This is a genomic window from Paenibacillus sp. FSL R7-0198 (assembly GCF_038000415.1).
GTDB lineage: Bacteria > Bacillota > Bacilli > Paenibacillales > Paenibacillaceae > Paenibacillus.
Genome location: NZ_JBBOCB010000001.1, coordinates 5,612,336 through 5,633,861, shown reverse-complemented (window position 1 = coordinate 5,633,861; position 21,526 = coordinate 5,612,336). Strand labels below are relative to the sequence as shown.

General features: G+C 47.3%; 14 protein-coding genes and 1 tRNA gene. 2 read left to right on the top strand and 13 right to left on the bottom strand.

Translation table 11 applies throughout. From position 1 onward, the window contains the following. Positions 1–22: 22 nt before the first annotated feature. The 4 genes from MKY87_RS24705 to MKY87_RS24690 form a co-directional block, all read right to left on the bottom strand. Entirely contained in the window at positions 23–1,237 is a 1,215-nt protein-coding gene (locus MKY87_RS24705; protein ID WP_339784958.1) for an MFS transporter, read from the bottom strand. Positions 1,238–1,366: 129 nt separating this feature from the next. Further along, a complete protein-coding gene (locus MKY87_RS24700; RefSeq protein WP_338592927.1) occupies positions 1,367–1,933 on the bottom strand; it encodes a hypothetical protein in 567 nt (188 codons plus the stop codon). Positions 1,934–2,052: 119 nt separating this feature from the next. Continuing rightward, entirely contained in the window at positions 2,053–2,493 is a 441-nt protein-coding gene (locus tag MKY87_RS24695) for a DUF350 domain-containing protein (RefSeq protein WP_082219034.1), read from the bottom strand. A 50-nt stretch (positions 2,494–2,543) separates the two neighbouring features. Continuing rightward, entirely contained in the window at positions 2,544–4,910 is a 2,367-nt protein-coding gene (locus tag MKY87_RS24690) for an endonuclease MutS2 (RefSeq protein WP_338592923.1), read from the bottom strand. A 187-nt stretch (positions 4,911–5,097) separates the two neighbouring features. Here MKY87_RS24690 and MKY87_RS24685 point away from each other — a divergent pair, with 187 nt between their 5' ends. Together MKY87_RS24685 and MKY87_RS24680 are read left to right on the top strand one after the other, a co-directional pair. After that, positions 5,098–5,457: a phage holin family protein gene (locus MKY87_RS24685; RefSeq protein ID WP_017689637.1), complete on the top strand. Its 360-nt coding sequence runs from the start codon at positions 5,098–5,100 to the stop codon at positions 5,455–5,457. A gap of 220 nt (positions 5,458–5,677) precedes the next feature. Further along, a complete protein-coding gene (locus tag MKY87_RS24680; protein ID WP_339790727.1) occupies positions 5,678–6,064 on the top strand; it encodes a cytochrome C oxidase subunit II in 387 nt (128 codons plus the stop codon). A gap of 104 nt (positions 6,065–6,168) precedes the next feature. Here MKY87_RS24680 and MKY87_RS24675 read toward each other — a convergent pair whose 3' ends face one another. From MKY87_RS24675 to MKY87_RS24635, 9 genes are all read right to left on the bottom strand, one after another. Next, the gene (locus MKY87_RS24675) at positions 6,169–8,877 is read right to left on the bottom strand and encodes a hypothetical protein (protein ID WP_340966630.1); all 2,709 of its coding nucleotides are present in this window, start codon (positions 8,875–8,877) and stop codon (positions 6,169–6,171) included. 138 nt (positions 8,878–9,015) lie between these two features. Beyond that, complete coding sequence (pheT, locus tag MKY87_RS24670; protein ID WP_340966629.1) at positions 9,016–11,469, bottom strand: phenylalanine--tRNA ligase subunit beta; 2,454 nt, start codon at positions 11,467–11,469, stop codon at positions 9,016–9,018. An 82-nt stretch (positions 11,470–11,551) separates the two neighbouring features. Then, positions 11,552–12,586: a phenylalanine--tRNA ligase subunit alpha gene (gene pheS, locus MKY87_RS24665; protein ID WP_124113690.1), complete on the bottom strand. Its 1,035-nt coding sequence runs from the start codon at positions 12,584–12,586 to the stop codon at positions 11,552–11,554. A gap of 410 nt (positions 12,587–12,996) precedes the next feature. Next, positions 12,997–14,889 carry a ribosomal protection-like ABC-F family protein gene (gene abc-f, locus MKY87_RS24660; RefSeq protein ID WP_340966628.1) on the bottom strand — a complete coding sequence of 631 codons (1,893 nt, stop codon included), beginning with the start codon at positions 14,887–14,889 and terminating at the stop codon, positions 12,997–12,999. Between the two features lie 518 nt (positions 14,890–15,407). Continuing rightward, a tRNA-Gly gene (locus MKY87_RS24655) sits at positions 15,408–15,478 on the bottom strand. A 161-nt stretch (positions 15,479–15,639) separates the two neighbouring features. Beyond that, a complete protein-coding gene (locus MKY87_RS24650; RefSeq protein ID WP_338592911.1) occupies positions 15,640–17,766 on the bottom strand; it encodes a bifunctional diguanylate cyclase/phosphodiesterase in 2,127 nt (708 codons plus the stop codon). A gap of 290 nt (positions 17,767–18,056) precedes the next feature. Beyond that, entirely contained in the window at positions 18,057–19,013 is a 957-nt protein-coding gene (locus tag MKY87_RS24645; RefSeq protein WP_047842252.1) for an aldolase catalytic domain-containing protein, read from the bottom strand. Between the two features lie 83 nt (positions 19,014–19,096). After that, on the bottom strand, positions 19,097–20,410 hold the full coding sequence (locus tag MKY87_RS24640) for a DUF4129 domain-containing protein (RefSeq protein ID WP_339784963.1): 1,314 nt from the start codon (positions 20,408–20,410) through the stop codon (positions 19,097–19,099). Beyond that, positions 20,407–21,522, bottom strand: a complete 1,116-nt coding sequence (locus MKY87_RS24635; protein WP_339784964.1) for a DUF58 domain-containing protein — start codon at positions 21,520–21,522, stop codon at positions 20,407–20,409. The genes MKY87_RS24640 and MKY87_RS24635 overlap by 4 nt, the downstream gene beginning before the upstream one ends. Between the last annotated feature and the right edge of the window lie 4 nt (positions 21,523–21,526).

The window sequence follows — 21,526 nt, the reverse complement described above, 5'->3', positions numbered from 1 at the left end:
GTTCTATATATTTGGAAGCCTGCTAAGCCGAGGGCTCTTGTCCTTCCGTTCGGTTCAATAACTTGCGCATAAAGATCCATCCAATTAGCGGAGAAGCACCAAGGACAATAATAAGCCAGGTCAACATGCGTAGAGACGGAGCATTTAAGACCGTCACAATAAATATGGCCAACCCACATAGTCTGCCAAGCATCAGGCATAACTCTCTCAAAACGACAAGTTCAACCCTTTTCTCCACATTTTCGCCACTTGTGCCCATCATGTCGAATCCCGCTGATATCATCGGTAGTACATATAACGGCATCGCAACAGCACTCCCAATCCCCATGATTAACAGCGTTCCATAGGTCACTTTCCAGAGAAGAGGAAGAAGCACAACGAGCAGAATGAGGGCTCCGATGAACATGCCTTTTGATCTATACTGTGGTTTGAACCATTTCCCAGCTGCCCAATAACTTACTAGTGCCACAGCTGAAGTGATGAGTGAGAACTGCCCCAATTTGTACTCCTGTGCGGTGGCTAAATATACAAGTAGTGCAATCAGGAAGGCAAAGACACCTTCCCTTGCGCCCTGAGCGAACAAACCCACGGCTAGGGTCCTCCAGGGACTCTCTGGCTTGGATAGCTGTATCCAGGGTTCAGCCCAGCGGTATGTACCGCTCACCTTTCTTTTTTTCAGAAAAAAACTGAAGACTACCGCTATGACATAAATAACGAGTGATACCGTGAAGATGAGCCGATATCCTGTGTTGTCTGTCATGCGAGTAATAATCAGACCGGAGAACCATGGACCTATAATTCCTGTCATCGAACCAAGTAACCCAACCCAGCCATTAAATAGATCCCTGTTTTCCCGATCCGTTATTTCAAAATACACAACATTAAATGCGATCCAGAATAGCCCCAGGGAACAACCCAGTAGTATACCCAGAGGCCATATCCAGTCTACAGCTTTGGAACCAGCCCAGAGGACTATCATATAAAATATACCTGACAGCGCAGTACCTAATCGTAGTGCACTCATTTTATTGTGTTCCTTGACCCATTTGCCAGCAAGCCAGAATGTCAGTCCAATGGCCAGTTGCTGGCTGAGAGTGAACCACCCCAACATGGCATAATCCGGACGGCTTTTCCACAGAAACACATTCAAAAAGGTTCCCGACAACGCTCCGGCTAACGCAAACAATCCATTCACGCCCAAAAGCAGAATGGATTGTCGGCCTAAAGTAATCTTCATCTGCTCCTCCTTCATCCACCTGAAGTGAACTGTGTACAGGTAGGTCTCAGGGTTAACGTGCCCCAAGCAAGAGGAAAACATGATGAATCTTCAGGATTGCTATGAAATTGGTTAGAATCTCCGAAATGTCTATTCCTGCGTACTCAGGTTCTTGATCAGACGCAGACGATCTTCCTCAGACAGACTGTATTGAACTTGGAAACATCCCGAACATACATAGGTCAATACCTTAAAAGGTGGTGACAATAGTGACCCTTCGCCTGAAGCTGCGTTAGCAACTGGCACGAAGTTATCCTGCGTTGCAGCTTGCGTACCTGCGAGAATCATGAATTCCCGGCAATTCGGGCACTCCGGCACTTCTTCCTGATGATCAAGTTGCTTCTGGACACCTTGTTCATACTGAATGAGGTCATTACCTTCATCCGCATATTTGGTTAACGTTCGCAACTCCGGCAATTTGAGTTCGACTTCATCCCCCCACAGATCAGAAAGATCCGTAGTCTGTTTCTCGTTCGTTACATCGTCTACATCATAGATGTCGTCCTCAGCTTCATCGTTCTCTTCATCATCGATGTTGATGTTGAGTGTACGGTATCCTTTTAACTCATTGTGACAATAAGGACACTCTTCTTCAGGACCGAGTTCCTCATCCCATACAATCTCCGTCTGACACCAAGGGCATACTGTTGTTTCCATACTGATCAACCTTTCTCTTTCATATAATCATGTATTCATTACATAGATGACACCGATGGCAAAAAACACGATCGATGCCGCAAACAGAATCCGTATCAATATCTTCATGACCGGTCCCCCTAGATAATGCTCGCGCCAATAACAAACGACAGCGAGACTGAAATAATCATGGATATCAATCCGACAGCTCGGTTATCCGATTCGATCTCCTTATCAATGGAGAACACGGGTGTCAGGAATTCGAACAAAAAGTAGGCAATGAGCAGAAGGATAAACCCTACAAATGACCACGTCATGGCTTCATACACCGAAGATTTCGCTTGTATGCAGAACCGCAATACGTTGCAGATCCCGAAGATCTTACCTCCTGTAGCCATCGCAACGGCCACATTGCCCTTCTTGATCTCCGTCCAGCATTTATACTTGGTCACCAGTTCGAAGCAAGCCAGAAATACAAGCAGCTCCATAATCGCTACCGAGAAAAAACCGAGTACCATCCCCAAGGGATGAGACAGCAATTGGTCAATGCTTTCTATCACGCACCGTTCCCCTCTCCCCATCTGCGACCTTCATGAATAAGGTCACAGAATATCATTGATTCATGGACCGGCTATTCCAATTCTGCGACGGTCACACCGTTCCCGCCTTCTCCGTAATTGCCCAGCCGGTAGCTTTTAATATGTTTATGCTTACGCAGGTAATCCTGAATACCGGAACGTAAAATTCCTGTACCTTTACCGTGAATAATATAAACTTGACCCAGGTTGGCAAGGAAAGCTTCATCAATGAACCGGTCTGTCTCCATCAGGGCTTCTTCCAGGTTGGTACCACGCAGATCCAATTCACTTTTCACATTGTCATCACGTGTGCGCTTCATACCCGTTACCGGTTTTTGCTTTGGTTTGGCTGCGGGAGCCGATTGCTGCAGTTCCAAGTCATCCAGGGATACTTTCATTTTCATAATCCCCAGTTGTACCATAGCGTCTTTGCTGCCCGCCATCTCTACAACATGGCCTTTTTGATTCAAACTATAGACAAGCACTTCATCACCAGGACCGATGGCACGCGTCTTCGGCGCTGTTGCCGTCTTCTTGACCGTTTTCCTGCGTTTCTCAGGTTCTGCCTCGTCCAACTGTTTGCGGGCAGCAATGAGTTTGTGCTCCTTCACGGAAGCACCTTCTTCCATAGCCAACAGGCGAAGATCTGCTATAATCTTCTCCGCTTCCGCGCGAGCCTTGTCCACAATGCTGCGTGCATCTTCTTCTGCTTTTTCAATCCGGCGATCACGCTGCTGTTCCAGCTTCTCCAGTTCGGTCTGATGACGACTGCGTAATTTCTCCATATCCTGGCGCAAGCTCTCTGCCTTCTCACGCTCTTGTTCAGCCGTAAGACGGTTCTCTTCAAGAGAAGCAATCATGTGCTCAATCCGTTGATCCTCTTCCTTCACTTCGCCACGGGCGTAGTCGAGAATGTAACCCGGCAGTCCCAGTCGCTCTGCAATGGCAAATGCATTACTTCGTCCAGGTACACCCACCAGAAGGCGATAGGTTGGACTCAGTGTGTTGATGTCAAATTCCATGCTGGCATTAATGACACCTTTACGCTCATATGCGTATGCTTTCAGTTCACTGTAGTGAGTGGTTGCAACCATGCGACATCCCGTCCGGTGCATATGCTCCAGCATGGAGATCGCCAGTGCGGAACCTTCAGCCGGATCTGTCCCTGCTCCAAGTTCATCGAGCAATACCAAACTTTTCGGCGTCATGTTTTTCAGAATACGAATGATGTTGGTCATATGACTGGAGAACGTACTCAGATTCTGCTCAATACTCTGCTCGTCCCCAATGTCTGCATAGATCGCATCAAATACACATAGCTGACTGCCATCCTCAGCCGGAACAAATAAACCGGACATAGCCATCAGGCTCAGCAATCCAATCGTTTTGAGCGTTACCGTTTTACCGCCCGTATTCGGACCTGTCACGATAATGGATGTGTAATCATTGCCCAGCTCAATGTCGATTGGAACCACGTTTTCGATCGCAATCAGTGGATGCCGACCTTTTTTAAGTTTGAGGAACCCACGATCATTCATGCGAGGCAATGTTGCTTTCAGTTCACGAGCCAGACGTGCTTTGGCAAAGATAAAATCAAGTGATCCCAGCAAGTCGACATCATACAACAGCCACTCTCCCTGCTCACTGACAAGTGCGGTCAATTTCTGCAAAATAATTTCTATTTCGCGCTCTTCCCGTATCCGGGTTTCGCGTAATTTGTTGTTCATTGCAACAATCGATTCCGGCTCAATGAACAATGTCGCACCCGAACCGGATTGATCGTGCACAATCCCGCCAAAGTATGAACGATATTCAGCTTTCACCGGGATAACAAAACGGTCTCCTCTGATGGTGATGAGCTGATCCTGAAGCATCTTGGATACGGTAGAGGATCGTATCATGGAATCCAGTTTTTCGCGAATCCGTGCTTCTCCGCCTCGCAGCTCACGACGAATCTGCGCCAACGTTACGCTTGCACTGTCGGCAACCTCTGCATTATCGTCAATACAGATTTTGATGGCATCCTCAAGCGTTTTTTGCTCTGACAGTTGATCACTGATATAGAACAAGGATTCGATGGGCTCATCTTCATGCAAAGTACCAATTTGACGTTTCAATCGCCGCGCCGCAAAGGTTGTATTGGATATTCCCAACAGTTCGTGAGGGTTAAGTGTGCCTCCAATTTCAGCACGTTTGATGGAAGCCGTAATATCGACAATTCCCCCAAACGACGGTGAGCCTTTCAGGCGATCAAATGTGAAGGCTTCATCGGTTTGCTGCAGCAACCGCTTCACTTCTTCAAGTTCACTGCTTGGTTCAAGTTGCTCCGCTTTCTTTTTTCCCATGGTTGTCTGGGCAAAGCTAAGCAATGTATTTAAAATTTTGCGATATTCCAATGTGTGTAAAATTTTCGTGTCCAAGTGTACAACTCCTTCCAAACTATATCTGTATTATAACGAAAGAAACTTTCTTACGCTATTTAACGAATCCTTCCACACATAACTTCAGCCATAACACCACAAACTACAGGTGTCAGGATTGTGCAACCTCTCCATCCCCTTGGAGTTGCCCTGCTCAGTTCAATCCGAATAAAAGGAGGTATACACCATGAATTTCCTGGGACATGTCGTGCGATTTATCATCGCCGCAATTGTATTAATGGTGGTTAGCTGGATCGTTCCCGGATTCGCCGTTGGTGGCTTCTGGAGCGCCCTGTTGCTTGCTCTCGTCATTGCCCTGCTCGGCTGGATCGTTGAAGGTATCTTCGGCAAAAGAGTCAACCCGTTTGGTCGCGGTATTGTCGGATTTATCGTTAGCGCACTGGTGATTTGGCTTGGTCAATATGTTGTAGATCATGTTGAAGTCAGCCTGCTCGGTGCCATTCTCGCTGCGCTCGTTATCGGGATTATCGATCTCTTCATCCCGGTATCCACCCCTTTTGATGCCGGACGAAGCTCCAAAAGTTAATCTCCACTTCACCTTAACATCCCCATGAATTTTCCTAAACCTCTGAAGGCCCTGGGCCGGAAGGGGTTTATTTCATTCGGGCAGTATGCACGCTCTGACGTACACGTACAATTTTCAAAAAAACGACATACGCAGCGTGTACAGGCATCCACATATTGCGGTATGATGACTGGAGCAATCATTCAAATTTTATCCATATCACGCTTTAAGGAGGCACATGATGAAGAAAGGCATAACATGGCTTGCTGCCTGTATGTTAATTCTGGTCCTCACTGCCTGTGGAGGGGCGAAACAGTCCGCAGAATCTGGCAGCAATGGATCCGATGCTGAAGTTACAGCCAGTGAAGAACTGGTCATCAAGGCAAGCAACTATGAATTCGATCAACCTGAGTACCATCTTAAAAAAGGCGTTCCGGTTAACATTGTTTATGAAAATGAAAACGGAAATCACGGTATCCTTGTGCCTGAGCTGAATCTTCAACTGGATACCAGAAATAGCTCCAAAGTCATAACCCCGGACAAAGTTGGTGAGTTTGAAATGTCCTGTTCTGTCTTCTGTGGTTCAGGACACAGCAGCATGATCTCCAAAATTATCGTTGAAGAATAGTATTCAAGACAAGGAGCCCCCGCAGCGACGGGAGCTCCTTCTTTAGTATAACAAATTGTACCAGAGTACGTTGCCCACGAACCAGTTCTGCTGCATTCATTCCGCTAGGTCTGGTCCTGTTCAATCAATTCAATCCATTCGTTATATTCCGTCTGCAATTTCGTATATTCATCATGCAACTGACGATATTCCGTGTTCAGCTGCTCTGCCTTTTCCTGCTCCATTTCACGTTCAACCTGTAACAAACGTAATTGATTGGCCGCTAGTTCGTAACGCTCCCCCATCTCAAGCAGTTCAGTTTCCATGATTTCTTTCTCTTGGGTCGCTTCTGCACGTAACTTGTCCAGCTGCTGTCGTTCTTGCTCCAGTCCCTCCAGCAACTCACTACTTGCCGCACTTTCGCTCTTCCAAACCGTCAGTTCATTCTCAAGTGCAGCCCAGCGTTCCTGCCAGGATTGTTCCTGAGCCGCCCATTCATCTGCACGGCGTTGCCACACCTGGTCGTTCTGCTCTGCTTGTTCAACGCTGGAGCGAAGTTCTTCTTCACGTCTTGTCAACTGCTCCAGACGGGATGCCAACTCGGCCTGTTTGGCTGACAGTTCTTCGTGTTTGATCTGCCACTCCAACGCTTCTTCCTCAGTCTGGGCTAGCCGGCTCTCTTGCTCCGAGTAACGCTCGGAAAGTTTAGCCGAAGACTGTCTCGCTTCTTCAAGTGCGCTCACAATCTCTTGCTTCTCCTTGCTCAATTCATCAATCTTGGAACTGTAATTCTCTTCCCGTTGTAATGCATCACTGTAATCATTACGGATTTGTTTATAGTTATCCTGAAGTCGGTTCAGCTCTTCCCGAACAACATTCAGCTCAACTTCAAGTTGATTGCGTTTCTCTTCCAAAAGCTCTGCATCCTTCTGGTATTGCACAGCCTCTTCATGGTTGAAACGAGACTCTTCCTTCACCACGGACAATTCATCATGAAGGGATTGCACACCAGACTCCAATGTTTCATTCTGTTCAGCAACTTCAAGAATCTGATTCTCCAGGTCTCCGATCTCAGCCAATCGCTGCTCAGCAAGGTCCTTCCAGGACTGCTCACGTTCCGTAAGCGTGCCGATCTCATTCTGCAATGTACGCACCGCGGCATGAGCCTGTTCAAGCACCTTATGCAACCTGCGCTGTTCCTCTTCCGACTTCACTTCAGCCTCACGAAGCTTTTGCACTTCCTGTTCAAGCTGTGCATGCTGCTCCTGAAGTTTGCGTAGCTGTGCTGTGAGAGAGGTTTCTCTATCCACAGTTTCATTATACTTCTGCTTCCATTGTTCCTGTGAATCACGGGATTGCTGGGCAGCCTGTTCCGTTTCACGCAGAAGTTCCTGCAACTGGGAACGGTCCTCTTTCAACTGCTCCAGTTGTTGCTCCAGTTCCGTAATTCGGCGAGTCTGAACTTCCTGCTCCTGTTTACGGACCCCATGCTCATGACGTAACGATTCCAATTGACCGCGCTCGTGCTGAAGCTGCTGTTCTTGCTCTGCAACCATGTCCTGTGCACTGATGAGCTGGGTCATTACTTCTTCCAATTGTTCTTCGACATCTAATAGTCGAGTCTCCGCCTGTTTACGTTGTTCCTCAAGCTGCTGCTTGAGCTTGCCCTGTTCTTCTTGCAATAAGGCCTCTGCCGCAGCTTCGGCTTCTTTCGCCTGGGACGCTGCTGCTTCCTTGGCTTGCTGCAATTGTTCCTCGAGGGCTGCTTCTTTCTCCATCCATTCGAGTTCCAACTGCTCGGATAACGTCTTGAACTCCGCATTCAACTGATTTATCTCAGTCAGGCGCTTCTGCTCCGCTTGTTCCTGCAAGGCAGCCCGCTCCTGATTCGCTTGATCCGTCAGAGCCTGGGTCTGTTCCAGCGCTCTTTCTTCAGCCTGCTGGAGCCGAAGTTCCATCTGTTGCTGAAGTTCGTTATATTGCAGCGCTGCTTCTTCCTGAGCTTTCTTCAGGTTGTTCTCAGCCTGTTCCAACTCTAACAGAATGGCGGACTCGGCTTCTTCCTTGGCTGTCTGAACCTGCTGTGCAGCCTTGGCCTCAATTTGTTGACGTTCTGCAACGGCACGGCTTTCGGCTTCTTTTAATTGAGCTGCAGTCTTGTCCTGCAACTCTTTATATTGCGCCGCAGCTTTGGCCTGCGCCTGCTGCAATTCGGCTGCAGAACGGTTCTGAGCTTCTTTGAGCTGGGAAGCAGCCTGTGCCTGTGCATTTTTAAGCTGGTTAGCCATCTTCTCTTCCATTTCCTTCAGCTGTTTCGTTCCCTTGGCTTCTGCTTCCTTCAATTGTGCCGTCGCTTGGGCCTGCAATTTCTGCACTCGCTCCGTTGCTTGGGCGCGTTCTTGCTCGAGCAGCGTATTCAACTTGGCTATCTCTGAATTTTTGTCCGATTCGGACTTTTGCAGCGCCTGCTCTGCTTCAATCTTCAGCTTTTGCAAATCAGCAAGAGCCTGGTCACGCCGTTCCAATTCTTGTTGATGTTCATTTTGTATGGCGTTTAACCGATTCAATTCGTTTCTCAGTTCTGTACGTTCTCCAGTAAGCATCTTCAGTTCATTACGGATTTCCTGAGTCTGAAGAGACTGTTCAGCCATATGTACAGCCGCCAGTACCGCAATACGCGGAGTATCCAGACGGGAATTTTGCTTGGAGATCGCGCTCATACGCTCATCTACCAGGTTAGCTACTTGTTTCATATAGTCGGCACTGCTGCCAACCAGTTTATAGGAAGTCCCGTAGATCTCTACGGTGACGCGTGTACGATCAGGTGTAGTCACAGTTGTGCCCTCCTTCAAGTCTGTATGTTGATTCTAAGCTGTAATCACAAAAAAGTCACATCGATCCTCTAATGCTAAGGATTCGATGTGACTTCAAACAATTCCTGCTAATCTTTGTTCAAAAAATCTTCTTCTGTCCTATTTACGCAATTCCGCTCCGAATTGCTCTTCCAGACGAGCCACTACACGGGCATGAACTTCAGTAACTTCCTCATCGGTAAGTGTACGTTCACGATTCCGGTACACCAGGGCCATTGCCACGCTTTTCTTGTTTTCACCCAGTTTACTGCCAGTAAACACATCGAATACCTGTACGTTTTGTAACAATTCACCCGCCGATTCACGAATGGCGCGCAGCATATCTCCAGCTTCAATATCTTCATTCACAACAACTGCGATATCACGTTCCATAGCCGGGAAACGCGGAAGTTCACGATAACGAATATCAGCGTCCGCTTCACTGTAGATTGATTCAAGTGCAATCTCTGCGATATACACATCATTCAGATCATACTGCTGTTGCAGTTCCGGATGCAATTGACCCAATGTACCGATCAGAGTGCCTTCCCCGCCATCTTTGCCTTCCAGGTAAACCGATGCGGAACGTCCCGGATGGAATCCTTCAGGGCTGTTTGCTACCAAGCGAATGCGTTGTTCCAGACCTACATAAGCGAACAGTTGCTCAAGGGCACCTTTCAGATCGAAGAAGTCTACTTTCTCCGCTCCAACATTCCACTGCTGGCTTGCACGATTCCCGGTGAGCAGCAGCCCCAGTACTGGGATCTCATGCGGTTGCTTGGTCAACTGATCTTCTTCGGTGAAGAACACATTGCCCACTTCAAATACAGCCAGTGAATCCTGTTTACGGTTCATGTTATACACCGCTGCATCCAGCATTTGCGGCAAAATACTCGTACGAAGCACACTGCGGTCCTCACTCATAGGCATCGCGAGTTTCACGGCTTTACTGCCTTGTGTCAATGCCGGGAACAATGTCGCTTTATCCGGGTGTACAAAGGAGTAACTGATCATTTCCTGCCAGCCACTGCCTGAGAGCAATCCACGAATGGTGCGACGCATCGCTTGAGAGCGTGTATATGCCCCCGGAGTTGTCGGTCCTTCAATCCATGTGGTTGGAATGTTGTCGTATCCGTACAGGCGTGCAATCTCTTCAAACAAGTCTACATCGAGCGTAATATCCCCTCTGCGTGTTGGCACTTCCACATCCAGCAATCCTTGATCAGCATCACCACATGCAAAGTGCAAGCGAGCGAAGATCGTTTTCACCTCAAGCAAAGACAGATCAGTTCCCAGATAACGATTCAGTCTGTCCAGCGACAATTGAATCACACGTTTCTCCGCAGCTTCTGCTCCAGCTTCCACGATTCCCTGGTGCACATCACCTTCAGCATAACGCTGAATCAGTTCAGCCGCACGATCCAAAGCCGTAATGACCGCACCCGGGTCTACTTCCTTCTCAAAACGCATGCTTGCTTCGGAACGCAGCCCCAGTTGGCGCGACGTTTTCCGAACGGTTCCGCCGTCGAACTTGGCGGACTCCAAGAGCAGATTCACCGTGCCTTCCGATACCTCGGAATTCTCGCCACCCATAACCCCAGCGATGGCTACAGGTTTCACGCCGTCCGTGATGAGCAACATGTGCGGCTCCAGCTTACGCTCCTGGCCATCCAACGTAACAATCGTTTCGCCTTCGTTGGCCATCCGCACTTCAATATGACCCTTTTCCAACTTATCCGCATCGAATGCATGTAGCGGTTGACCGTATTCCAGCATGACATAGTTCGTGATATCAACGATGTTATTGATTGGGCGAACACCTGCCGCCATCAGACGGTTTTGCATCCACAGCGGGGAAGCCCCCAGCTTAATGCCGGTTACATAACGAGCTGCATAGTGACTGCATTGCTCCTGTGCCTTAATCTCTACAGAGATATGATTCGCAGCTGCATCTCCAACTTCAACCAGTTGGTCTTTGGGACTCGGCAGCTTCACTTCACGACCCAGGATCGCCCCCACTTCATAAGCCGCACCACGCATGCTGAGACAGTCGGAACGGTTTGGTGTCAGGTCCAGTTCAAGCACATGATCGTCGAGACCAAGAACCTGGCTGATTGGCGTACCAACCTCTGTTTGTTCTGGCAGAACGAGAATACCTTCCTGCTGATCTTTCGGCAGCAATTTGTCGTTCATGCCCAGCTCTTTGGCGGAACAGATCATGCCAAGGGAGACAACACCGCGCAGTTTGGCTTTTTTGATATCCAATCCACCAGGGAGCTTCGCTCCAACCAGGGCTACGACTACTTTTTGGCCTGCATCCACATTTTTCGCACCACACACGATCTGCAGATCTTCTTCCTGGCCGGCATCGATGACACATACATTCAGTTTGTCTGCATCGGGGTGTTTCTCCTTGCTCTTCACATAACCTACAACAACTTTATTCACGCCCTTGTTGCGGTTCTCCACTACATCAATCTCGACACCCGCACGGGTGATTTTCTCCGCCAATTCTTGTGGCGTCACACCTTCAAGGGAAATATAATCAGACAGCCAATCTGTCGATACTCTCATGGACGTTCACTTCCTTCATCTATAAATTGGTGTTCCCGGTTCATTCGCTTGCTCTATATGGTTAATCTTTCTTGTCTTAAAGTTACAGCCGTCCGAATTGCTTCAGGAAGGTCAGATCGCTATTGTAGAAATGACGGATATCATCGACTCCATACTTCAGCATCGCGATACGCTCTACGCCCATTCCGAATGCAAAACCACTGTATTTCTCCGGATCATAGCCGCCCATTTCCAGTACTTTCGGGTGAACCATACCGCCGCCCAGAATTTCAAGCCAGCCTGTTTGCTTACATACCCGACAGCCGCTGCCGCCACATTGTACACAGGTTACATCCACTTCCGCACTTGGCTCCGTGAACGGGAAGAAACTTGGACGAAGACGAATTTCCGTATGGGAACCGAACATTTCGCGCACGAATTGCAGTAGGGTTCCTTTCAGATCGCTCATACGAATGTTTTCGCTGATGACCAATCCTTCAACCTGGTTGAATTGGAAAGAGTGCGTCGCATCGTCGTCATCACGGCGGTATACTTTACCTGGGCAGATGACTTTAACAGGCACTTCGCCCTTCATGCTCTGCATGGTACGTACTTGAACCGGAGACGTATGGGTACGCATCAACAAGTCTTCGGTAACATAGAAGGAGTCCTGCATATCCCGCGCCGGGTGATTCTTCGGCAGATTCAATGCTTCAAAGTTGTAATAATCCATTTCGACCTCAGGACCTTCCGCAATGCGGTATCCCATGCCGATGAAAATATCTTCGATCTCCTGTACCACTTTGGTCAGTGGATGCAGTCCGCCTTGGCGTCCACGACGTCCTGGCAGAGTTACATCAATTTTCTCGGATTGCAGACGCTTCGCTGTCTCTTCCTTCTGGAACTGATCCTGCTTGCTGTCGATAACTTCCTCTATGGCAGCCCGAACATCATTGGCTACTTGACCAATAACCGGACGTTCCTCTGCACTAAGTGCACCCATACCTCGCAAAATCTCAGTCAATGCACCCTTTTTCCCCAAATACTTTACACGCAGATCACCGAGCGTCTGCGGATCATTCACACCAGACAACTGCTCCAGCGCTTCGATCTTCAATGCCTCTAAACGTTCTTTCATGTGTAATTGCCCCCTTTTTGTGGTGTTTTTGCAACAAAAAAAGGCCTTCTCTCCCCTGAAGGGACGAAAAGACCGTGGTACCACCCTTGTTAGACATCCATTGCTGCGTGGCCCTTCTGGCCTGCAACCGGTTCTGTCTCACTTTGTACGGAATAACGACCGTTAACCGTTTGCCCCTACTGTTGCCTCTGTGTCTACACACAAACAGGTTCAGGGAACCGCTTCGGAGTGAATTTCGGCAGCCTTGTTCTACAGAAACGCTCTCAATCTACGGCGTTTCCTCCCTGTACAGAGGCACTGCTTACTTATCTCCATCATCACGTTTGTTTAGTTTACCCATATCGATGTAATCATCGATGATCGTTCATAATTATATGCAAAATAGATTGAAATAGCAAGCCGTCCATCTTCTAATTTATGCTTGCACCCTTATCTTTCAATTGTTTCAGGCGCTGCTGGATTTCGCGAATCTCAGCTGCCTCGACTGCTCGCTCATTCGAATGCTCGGGCTGTGTCAGACTGTCTTTTCCAGCAGTGCTTACAGGAGACAGCAACTCCGATAGTCGCATCTCCAATCGTAACCGCTCATCATCGGATTCCCGGGTCTCCAGCGCCACCTCCCGAAGTTTGGTGGACTGCTCCCAATCCGACACACCTCCTTCAAACAGAGTTGCTGTGCCACCAGTCTCCAGATCGCATAACCGATTCGCGAGTGTCTTTGTCAGCATCCGGTCATGGGATACAAGCACCAAAGCACCTGAAGCCTGTTTTAATACATTCTCCATGACTTCCTGGGTATCAATGTCCAGGTAGTTTGTCGGTTCGTCCAACACCAGCAAATTCGCTCCGCCAAAATACAGTCTCAGAAATGCCACTCTACACTTTTCCCCCATGCTCAAATCCCCAATGCGCTTGAACACATCATCTCTGGAAAATAGGAAACATCCCAGAATGGTACGTGCCGCACTTTGTGTCATGGATGGAAGGGTAAGCAAGCTGTCCAGCAGCGTCAGGTTCTCGGGTAGCCCTTCCAGCTCCTGTGAAAAGTAACCGATTCTCAGCTGTGGATGCCGTGTGACCTTGCCTTGCGAAGGTTCCAGCTCACCAATCATCAACTTCAACAGTGTTGTCTTGCCCGTTCCATTAGGGCCTCGTACGGCAAGCCGATCTCCACGTTCCACAGTAATTCGAAGATCACGCAGCAATAGTTTTTCTCCCGTATATGAAAAACTCACCTCTTCCAGCGCAAGCAGCTGGCGTGCAGCCAGTGGATTCATCTGTAATTCCATGTTCAACTTTGCAGCTTCACGAGGTTTATCCACCCGTTCCCGCTCCAAACGTTCCAGCTGCTTTTGTTTCGCATGGTAACGTGAAATATTTTTGTTGGCTTTGGCTTTGTAGAAGCTCTGGGTGATCTTCACCTCCACATCAGTCGCCGAATTATGCGCTTTATGGAACCATTCCTGATAATTTCGAATCGTTTCTTCCAGCGCCTTACGTTCCAATTCCTGCCTGCGGTAGATCGTTTCCTGTTCGCGTAATTCACGCTCTTTGTGGAGCTTGTAGTCGGAGTATCCGCCCTTGTATTTGGTCAGGGCATCTGGACTGAACTCAATGACGCCTGTTGCTACCTGATCAATAAACGTACGATCGTGTGATACAAATAACAGCGTACCTTCATATGAGGATAACCACTCTTCAAGCCAGCGCATGCTTCCCTCATCCAGATGATTCGTAGGTTCATCCAGGATCAGGAATTTGGGTTTGCTGACAAGCAGCCCCGCCAAACGAGCCTTTGTTTTTTGTCCACCGCTCAAGGAATGATAGGGTCTATTCCAATGCTCTGCGGATAATCCAAGACGAGTCAGTACTTTCTCTACCTCAGTCTCCCACATATAACCGTTCAACTGTTCATATTGCTCCATCACTTGTGTATAAGCTGCAAGCAGTTCTTCATCCGCTTCAGTGCTGATGCTCAGACGTTGTTCCAGTTCTTCCAAGTTCCGTTTTACTTCATAGATCTGACCGCTCTCACGCCGGACCGCATCCAGTACATTCATCCCGGCCTCAATCTCCGAGCGCTGGCGCATGAACCCCCATTCCTGCTGAGGGATATGACGTTCTATCCGTCCGCCACCATGCTCCTCACCCAAAATGATGCGTAACAACGTTGTCTTGCCACATCCGTTTCGACCCAAAATGGCGAGTCGTTCGCCCTCATTAATCTCCAAATTCAATCCTGTAAACAATTCATTACCGTTCCACTCTTTTGATACTTCATGTAAGCGTACCAATGTCATCATGAGGCCTCATCCTTCCTGCATCCTTTTTGCTGAACAAAAAAAACCGCTGGCATCAGCCGGCGGTTTGGCAATTCAGGGTTGGATCAAGCATTCAAAGACAGATCTAAGGTAAGCTACGGCATGAACAAAGAAACCCAAAATACAGGGTACACGTAAACCTTCAAGGCTTACTTGCTCCATACCTTTTCCCATAGCTGAATTTGGACACACGAATCCCCTCATTGCTCAGCCGCTCTGGCTGACTGCGTTATAAAACCGTCTGCAGTTAACTGGGGTTCAATTCATGTGTTTTACTTCATGGGACGTATGGTTACCTCTCATTCATGTGTAGTATCAATTTCTCCGTTATTGTAACAGATCATTGTAAAAAAGCAAAGGGTATATAAATTACACTAAAGAATACTTACTACTCGTAACTACGAAAACAGAACAACCTTCTGCTCGCTGTTACCACGGGATTTCCTTTAGCGCAATAAAAAAAGCCCTTGCATCGCAAGGACTCCGGTACTACTTCGTTAAGCGGGTGATGGGAATCGAACCCACGCTATTAGCTTGGAAGGCTAAAGTTCTACCATTGAACTACACCCGCATGATTGAACATTTAATTGTTAAGTTCCTTAGGAATTTAACAATGATTTTACAAATAATAATATACCATGATCCTCTATAGCATGCAAGTCATATTTCCCATTTTTTTCATTACGCACCCATCTTAAAAAAGCAGGAGTACCCTCGCACCCCCGCTGTTTCCTATCCTGTAGGCTTATCCACATCTCTCAAAAACTGCTTTTCAAATTCAGCGGCTTTAATCGGTTTGCTGAAGAAATAACCCTGAGCCTCGTGACAGTGTTGATTGCGAAGAAAGACCATCTGATCTTCGTTCTCCACACCCTCAGCTGTCACTTTCAGTTGTAAATGATGCGCCATTGAAGTGATGGTAGATACGATCGCAGCGTTATTGCTGTCCTCCATGACTTCATTGACAAATGAACGGTCAATCTTGAGTCGATCAATCGGCAGATCCTTCAGATAGTGCAACGAGCTGTATCCCGTTCCAAAATCATCAATACTGATATGCACACCAATTTCTTTGATTTTGCGCAATTGTTCGAATGACCGATCTTTATCAAATGTCATGCTCTCTGTAATCTCCAGTTCAAGCCATACAGGCTCTAGTCCTGTCTCTTTGAGAATGCCATTGATATTGTCCAACAAATGGGAGTGTCTGAATTGTCTCATCGACAGATTTACCGAAACACACAGTTTACGATAACCGGCTTCCTGCCACTGTTTGTTCTGTGCACACGCTTCACGAAGCACCCATTCACCAAGTGGCACAATGAGCCCACTCTCTTCTGCCAGAGGAATAAATTCCGCCGGAGATACCGAGCCTCGCTGCGGATGCTGCCAACGCACCAATGCTTCCATGCCAACGATTAGCCCACTTTGCAGATTAACCTGCGGCTGGTAGACCAGGTAGAACTGACCTCGATCCAACGCCTTGCGCAGATCATTCTCAAGCTGCAAACGCTCCTGTGCCTTCATCTGCATCGCATGGGCAAAACGATTCAGTTCCATTCCTTGTTCCTTTGCACTGTGCAGAGCCGTATCGGCATTCTGAATAATCTCCAATGGTGACTCACCATCATGTGGGAAAATGGCCATCCCGATCCCAAGTGTAAGATGATACTCATTGCCATCAACCAAGACGGGTTTCTCAAAAAGTTGCAAAATGGATCTTGTCCGACGCAACGCTGTATCGGTTGAACTGAAATCTGTCATCATTAATGCAAACTCATCTCTTCCCAATCCAAAGACTTCTTCTCCTGGAAGTGACGAATGTTTCAGTCGTTGACCTACCTGACGCAAAACCCGGTTAGCTGCTTGCTGTCCGAGCGAATCATTAATGGTCTTGAATCGATTAATATTCAGGACCAGTACACCAACAAGCTGTTCCTGCACCACGGCATCATCCATCATCTTTTTCAACCGCTGTGAAAGGCGACGACGGTTTGGAAGTCCCGTTACATCATCATGATGAGCAATATAGTTCATCTTGGCTTCCGCGACCTGCTGTTGCAGGAAAGGTGTGTCCACTACGGACGTATACAGCCCTTTTTGAATGAAAAAATATGCCATACAATTACTCAGCAATCCTAACAGCAAATTGAGGTCGTTCACCCCAGTTGCTGAAACAAAATAACATTCACCAAAAAAGAAACACAGAATGCCACACAGAATGGTTGGTAGATCACCATCTTTGGTTTTTTTCCATTGTACAAACAAAAGAACTGCAATCATGCCATAGAGCAATCCAACCATAAAATGAACGCGGGTGAAGATTCCACCAAGCACATCCCCATCAAGCATACTAGGCAACATACTCCATTCCTGAATAGCCAGTATGTACAAAATAACAAAGGTACCCAATGTCCCACTGAACAGTAAGAATTTGCGTGGTAATGCAATTTCTTTCTCATTTAAGGTATACACGAGCAGTAAACCTACGGAACATACCAAAGATCCCATGGTTGACATCATTAAGGAGAACTCCGATTCCATCATGGCTCCATTTGGAATCTCTTCTGCAAATGAAACGATATGAACCAGTTCAAACAGACCAATCAATAAAAAGAGTGTTGTCAATAATGTTCTCCGAAGAGTTAGCTTCTGTGTCCGAAACAACCAGCTTTGATTATAGATGCCGATACAAGCTGCTGCCGCAGCAAATCCACCCAAGAGTGTCAAAACCGGGTAACCCGATATGGTCAGATCAGAGCTTGAAGAAGAACGAAACCATTGACTTGCGAGGAAACACAATAAGCCGCATACAGCGACCCAACTTATTTTTCTCTGATCTTGCAGATTAACCTTCATGCCGTGTTTTCCTTCCCGGGATCACCTATCCTGAATTACATTAACCAAACTTAACAGCTTACTACACGATTCGACAAAAAAACATATTAACCAACGTTCAATTCACATGCATACACATGCTATCTGGTACATAATAACATTTAATTTTGTATACGTGAACTAAAAAATAGTCACTCCTAGGAATATTTATTCATAAATATAGAGAAAAACAAGGCATTAAGAACTAAAAAAACATGGATCTCCCGTTAGAGTCCATGTTTTCCTATTTTGCAACTGTATTTCAGACTATATTACTTATCAAAATTCACTTCTGGTGTTGTTAATTTATCATAGAAATCAACAACCTTATCCTTGTCTTCCGATGAGCGAATCGCCATCGCTGAACGTGGATGCTCGTCCAACGCACCTGTAATCATGTAAGGCAGAATGTAACCCCATTCTTCTTTTTCTCTCAGTGGAACCATCAACTGTTCCAATACACCAAGTACTGGACGCAGATTGTATTTTGTTCCTTTCAGATGAGCTACGAGCAATTCGGTTGGACAGTTACCTGCCGCACGGCCCATACCATACACAGAAGCATCAAGCAGCTCAACGCCAAGTTCCGCCGCAACCAATGTGTTAGAAAACGCAAGTTGCATATTATTATGTGTGTGAACACCAAGACGTTTGTTAGGCAAGTGAGTCTTGAACTTCTCTACCAGATATTTCACATCATTATGGTCCAAGCTACCGTAGGAGTCTACAATGTAAACAACATCCACAGCGCTTTCTTTGATCAATTCAAATGCTTCCAGCAATTCATTCTCCATAACATTGGAGAGTGCCATAATATTAAGTGTAGTTTCATATCCACGATCGTGGAATGTTTGAACCAGTGCAAGTGCCTTGTCCACATCTTTGCTGTAGCAGGCAACCCGGATCAGATCCAGCATGCTCTCGCTGCGAGGCAAGATATCATTTTCGTCCACACGACCTACGTCAACCAGAGCAGACAGTTTGGTATTTCCTTTTTGAGGAATAACTTTACGCAGGAAATCATCGTTCAGGAAACGCCATGGTCCTGCTTCCTCGGCGCCTTTAAGCAACTTCGGAGAGTTTTTATATCCAATTTCCATATAATCAACGCCAGCTTCATTCAATCCAGCATATAGCTGTTGAACAAAGTCCACGCTAAAGTCCCAATTATTCACCAATCCGCCATCACGGATCGTACAATCTACAATTTTGCAATGATTTGTCTTCATTAATGTCTGCTCCTTTTCTGACCAACTTGTGTATTCCTCTCATGATACTTGAACGTGACAAGAAAAGTAAAGGGATTCCGGACTTATTTACTTCGATAAGATCTCCAGATTCGGTCAATCTCAACCATATCGGAACGATCGGGAGCTTTCTCTCCATAACGGACGGCATTATACGTATCTGGCAATCTCGCAGACAGCTCATCTTCTTCTACCTTCACACCATTCTGAATAATGGTCTGTGCAGCCTCCAGTGGAGTGTGCGTGCCCTGTATTTCCACGCCTCGATGAGCGGCTCTTTCAATCCAAGTCCGGTAGTAATAGCGAACACGTTCAGCATCCTGCGCAGGTGGCGCTTCTTTTTTCCGAAACCAATTCTTTCGGACTTTTGCTGGCGCATCAAGCGTCTCACTGACATCGATATACTCCGTCCGTGGTTCTGCCTTCTTTTCACCTGGTTGTAACATCCCCTTGAATCGGTCCATAAGTCTGTTTATCGTTTTTTGTCCCAACCTCAGAAGCAGCCACAGGATTGCTCCTGCTACAGCACACATCACTACCCAACCGAGGATGTTCCAAAAGATTGAGGGCTCGGATGGCGGCTCTCTCCAGTCATTCGGTAAATTTAACGGCTGATTGGGGTTGTCCATTGGTAATCGAGGCTCCTCACCGGAAATCGCACCAAACCATCCCCTGATCCATGCAAGCAAGCGGTCACGTAGCGGCCCCAGCCAGGCAGCCAGGCTTGGGAAAGCACCGATTGCAACGATAACAATAAACATCCACATGAACCGCTGATGATTCGCACGTGCAAAATCTCTTAATACCAATCTTCTCTTGCCGTCATTGAGTATTGCCTGATCCAGTTGCAGCATATATCGTCCCACCAGCCAAAAGGCAAAGCTGATCACTCCCGCAACATAGATCCATAGGGTATAGGTTCGTATCGGCTGCATGAATTCCAGCGAGTTCGAAGCAATCATAAGCACGATCGCACTGATTACACCCATAATCTGCAAGCGCCATAACAACACAGAATGAAAGACTGGCTGGAAGGTCAGACCTGCATAAGCCGAGATGACTCCACACAGTACCAATGTGATGATATCCGGCAACGGGAGAATGAGGCTCATCCCAACAACGAGTGCGAAGAGAAATCCTATGAAGAGTGCCGTTACTCCACGAATGAATGTACTCTTCTCGCTAAAACCTGGAATTTTATGCTGAATGAACTGTCCCAACCAACCTACAAAAACGACCAGGATGAATAATGTGAACAGCAAATGTTCCATTGCGTAGAATGAAGTGATCGTAAATATGGGAAAAAGGTATATGCCCGCCATCAAGACGGCAAGCATCGCTATGAGTCCTTTGGTCGTCGCTTCCTGTCTGCTCCTCATGCACTCACCGCCTTTGTATTACCCTTCACTTCCTCTACCGGGAGAATCGTTACACGATGTCCTTGTTCGTGCAGACGTGCAATCTCGTGCTCCATAGCGGCAGATACATAGGATGTAATCAGCAGATAGCTGCGGATTTGCTGCGCTTCTTCATTCAGACGTACTTCATCATTCAGGAATTGCTCCATGGGCACCATGCATTTCAACTCTGTCTCAGCCATAGCTTCCAGTAACCGTTCCAGATGGGGCGTGCCATAATCCGGCTCAATCCGAAGTGTATCGCGGCCTCCACCCACATGATAACCATTATGGGCGAAGCCTGCCGGCAACCCTCTACCGATGGCATCCACTGCAGCCGTGGCAGCGTATCGGAGTGCACGTTCAATCTTTTCCGGTCGAGTAACCACACTCCACATATCTGCTGATTCTTGAATGTTCACTACAATCCAGGATTGCGGATCAGCCGTCCATCCCTGTTTGTAGACTTGTAATTCACCTGTACGTGCACTCGCTTTCCAGTGAATACGATTCATGGGGTCGCCTGCACCATAAGGCCGAACACCCAGGATCAAGAAAGGATCTTCAACGATCCATCGTGATACTTCCACTTCTCCCTGCCATACTTGATAAATTGCAGGAAGATCCTCTGCATTCACTAATGAAGGATACACGATCATCGACATTTGCAAAGGAATCGGTTTGGTGGAACGCCACACACCAAAGAGATCCCCACCTGTCATCGTTGCTGTATTTAATGGATAAATCCCACGCTGAGTACATGTAAAAGGATGCTTGCGCGTAATACGAGTAAACGGTTTTAACGTAAAAATACTCTTATGGTTCTGATAGATTTCTCCTTGACTAATATCCATTCCTGAGCCGGAACGAAATACAAACGACACTGGCATCATCGATTCAAGTCTGAGCCACGGTACGGAGACTCGTTTCTCATTCGATATCGTCTCCACCATCTCAAGTTCATCTCCAGCGTAACAACGCAGCTTGCTGAATTGTCTGCTGTACTTGAGTTTTCGCAGTGCAGGTCGTCCAAACCACACACCATGTATAACAACGACAATGCCTCCAACAAGGACAAGCCATAATAATGCCATAAGA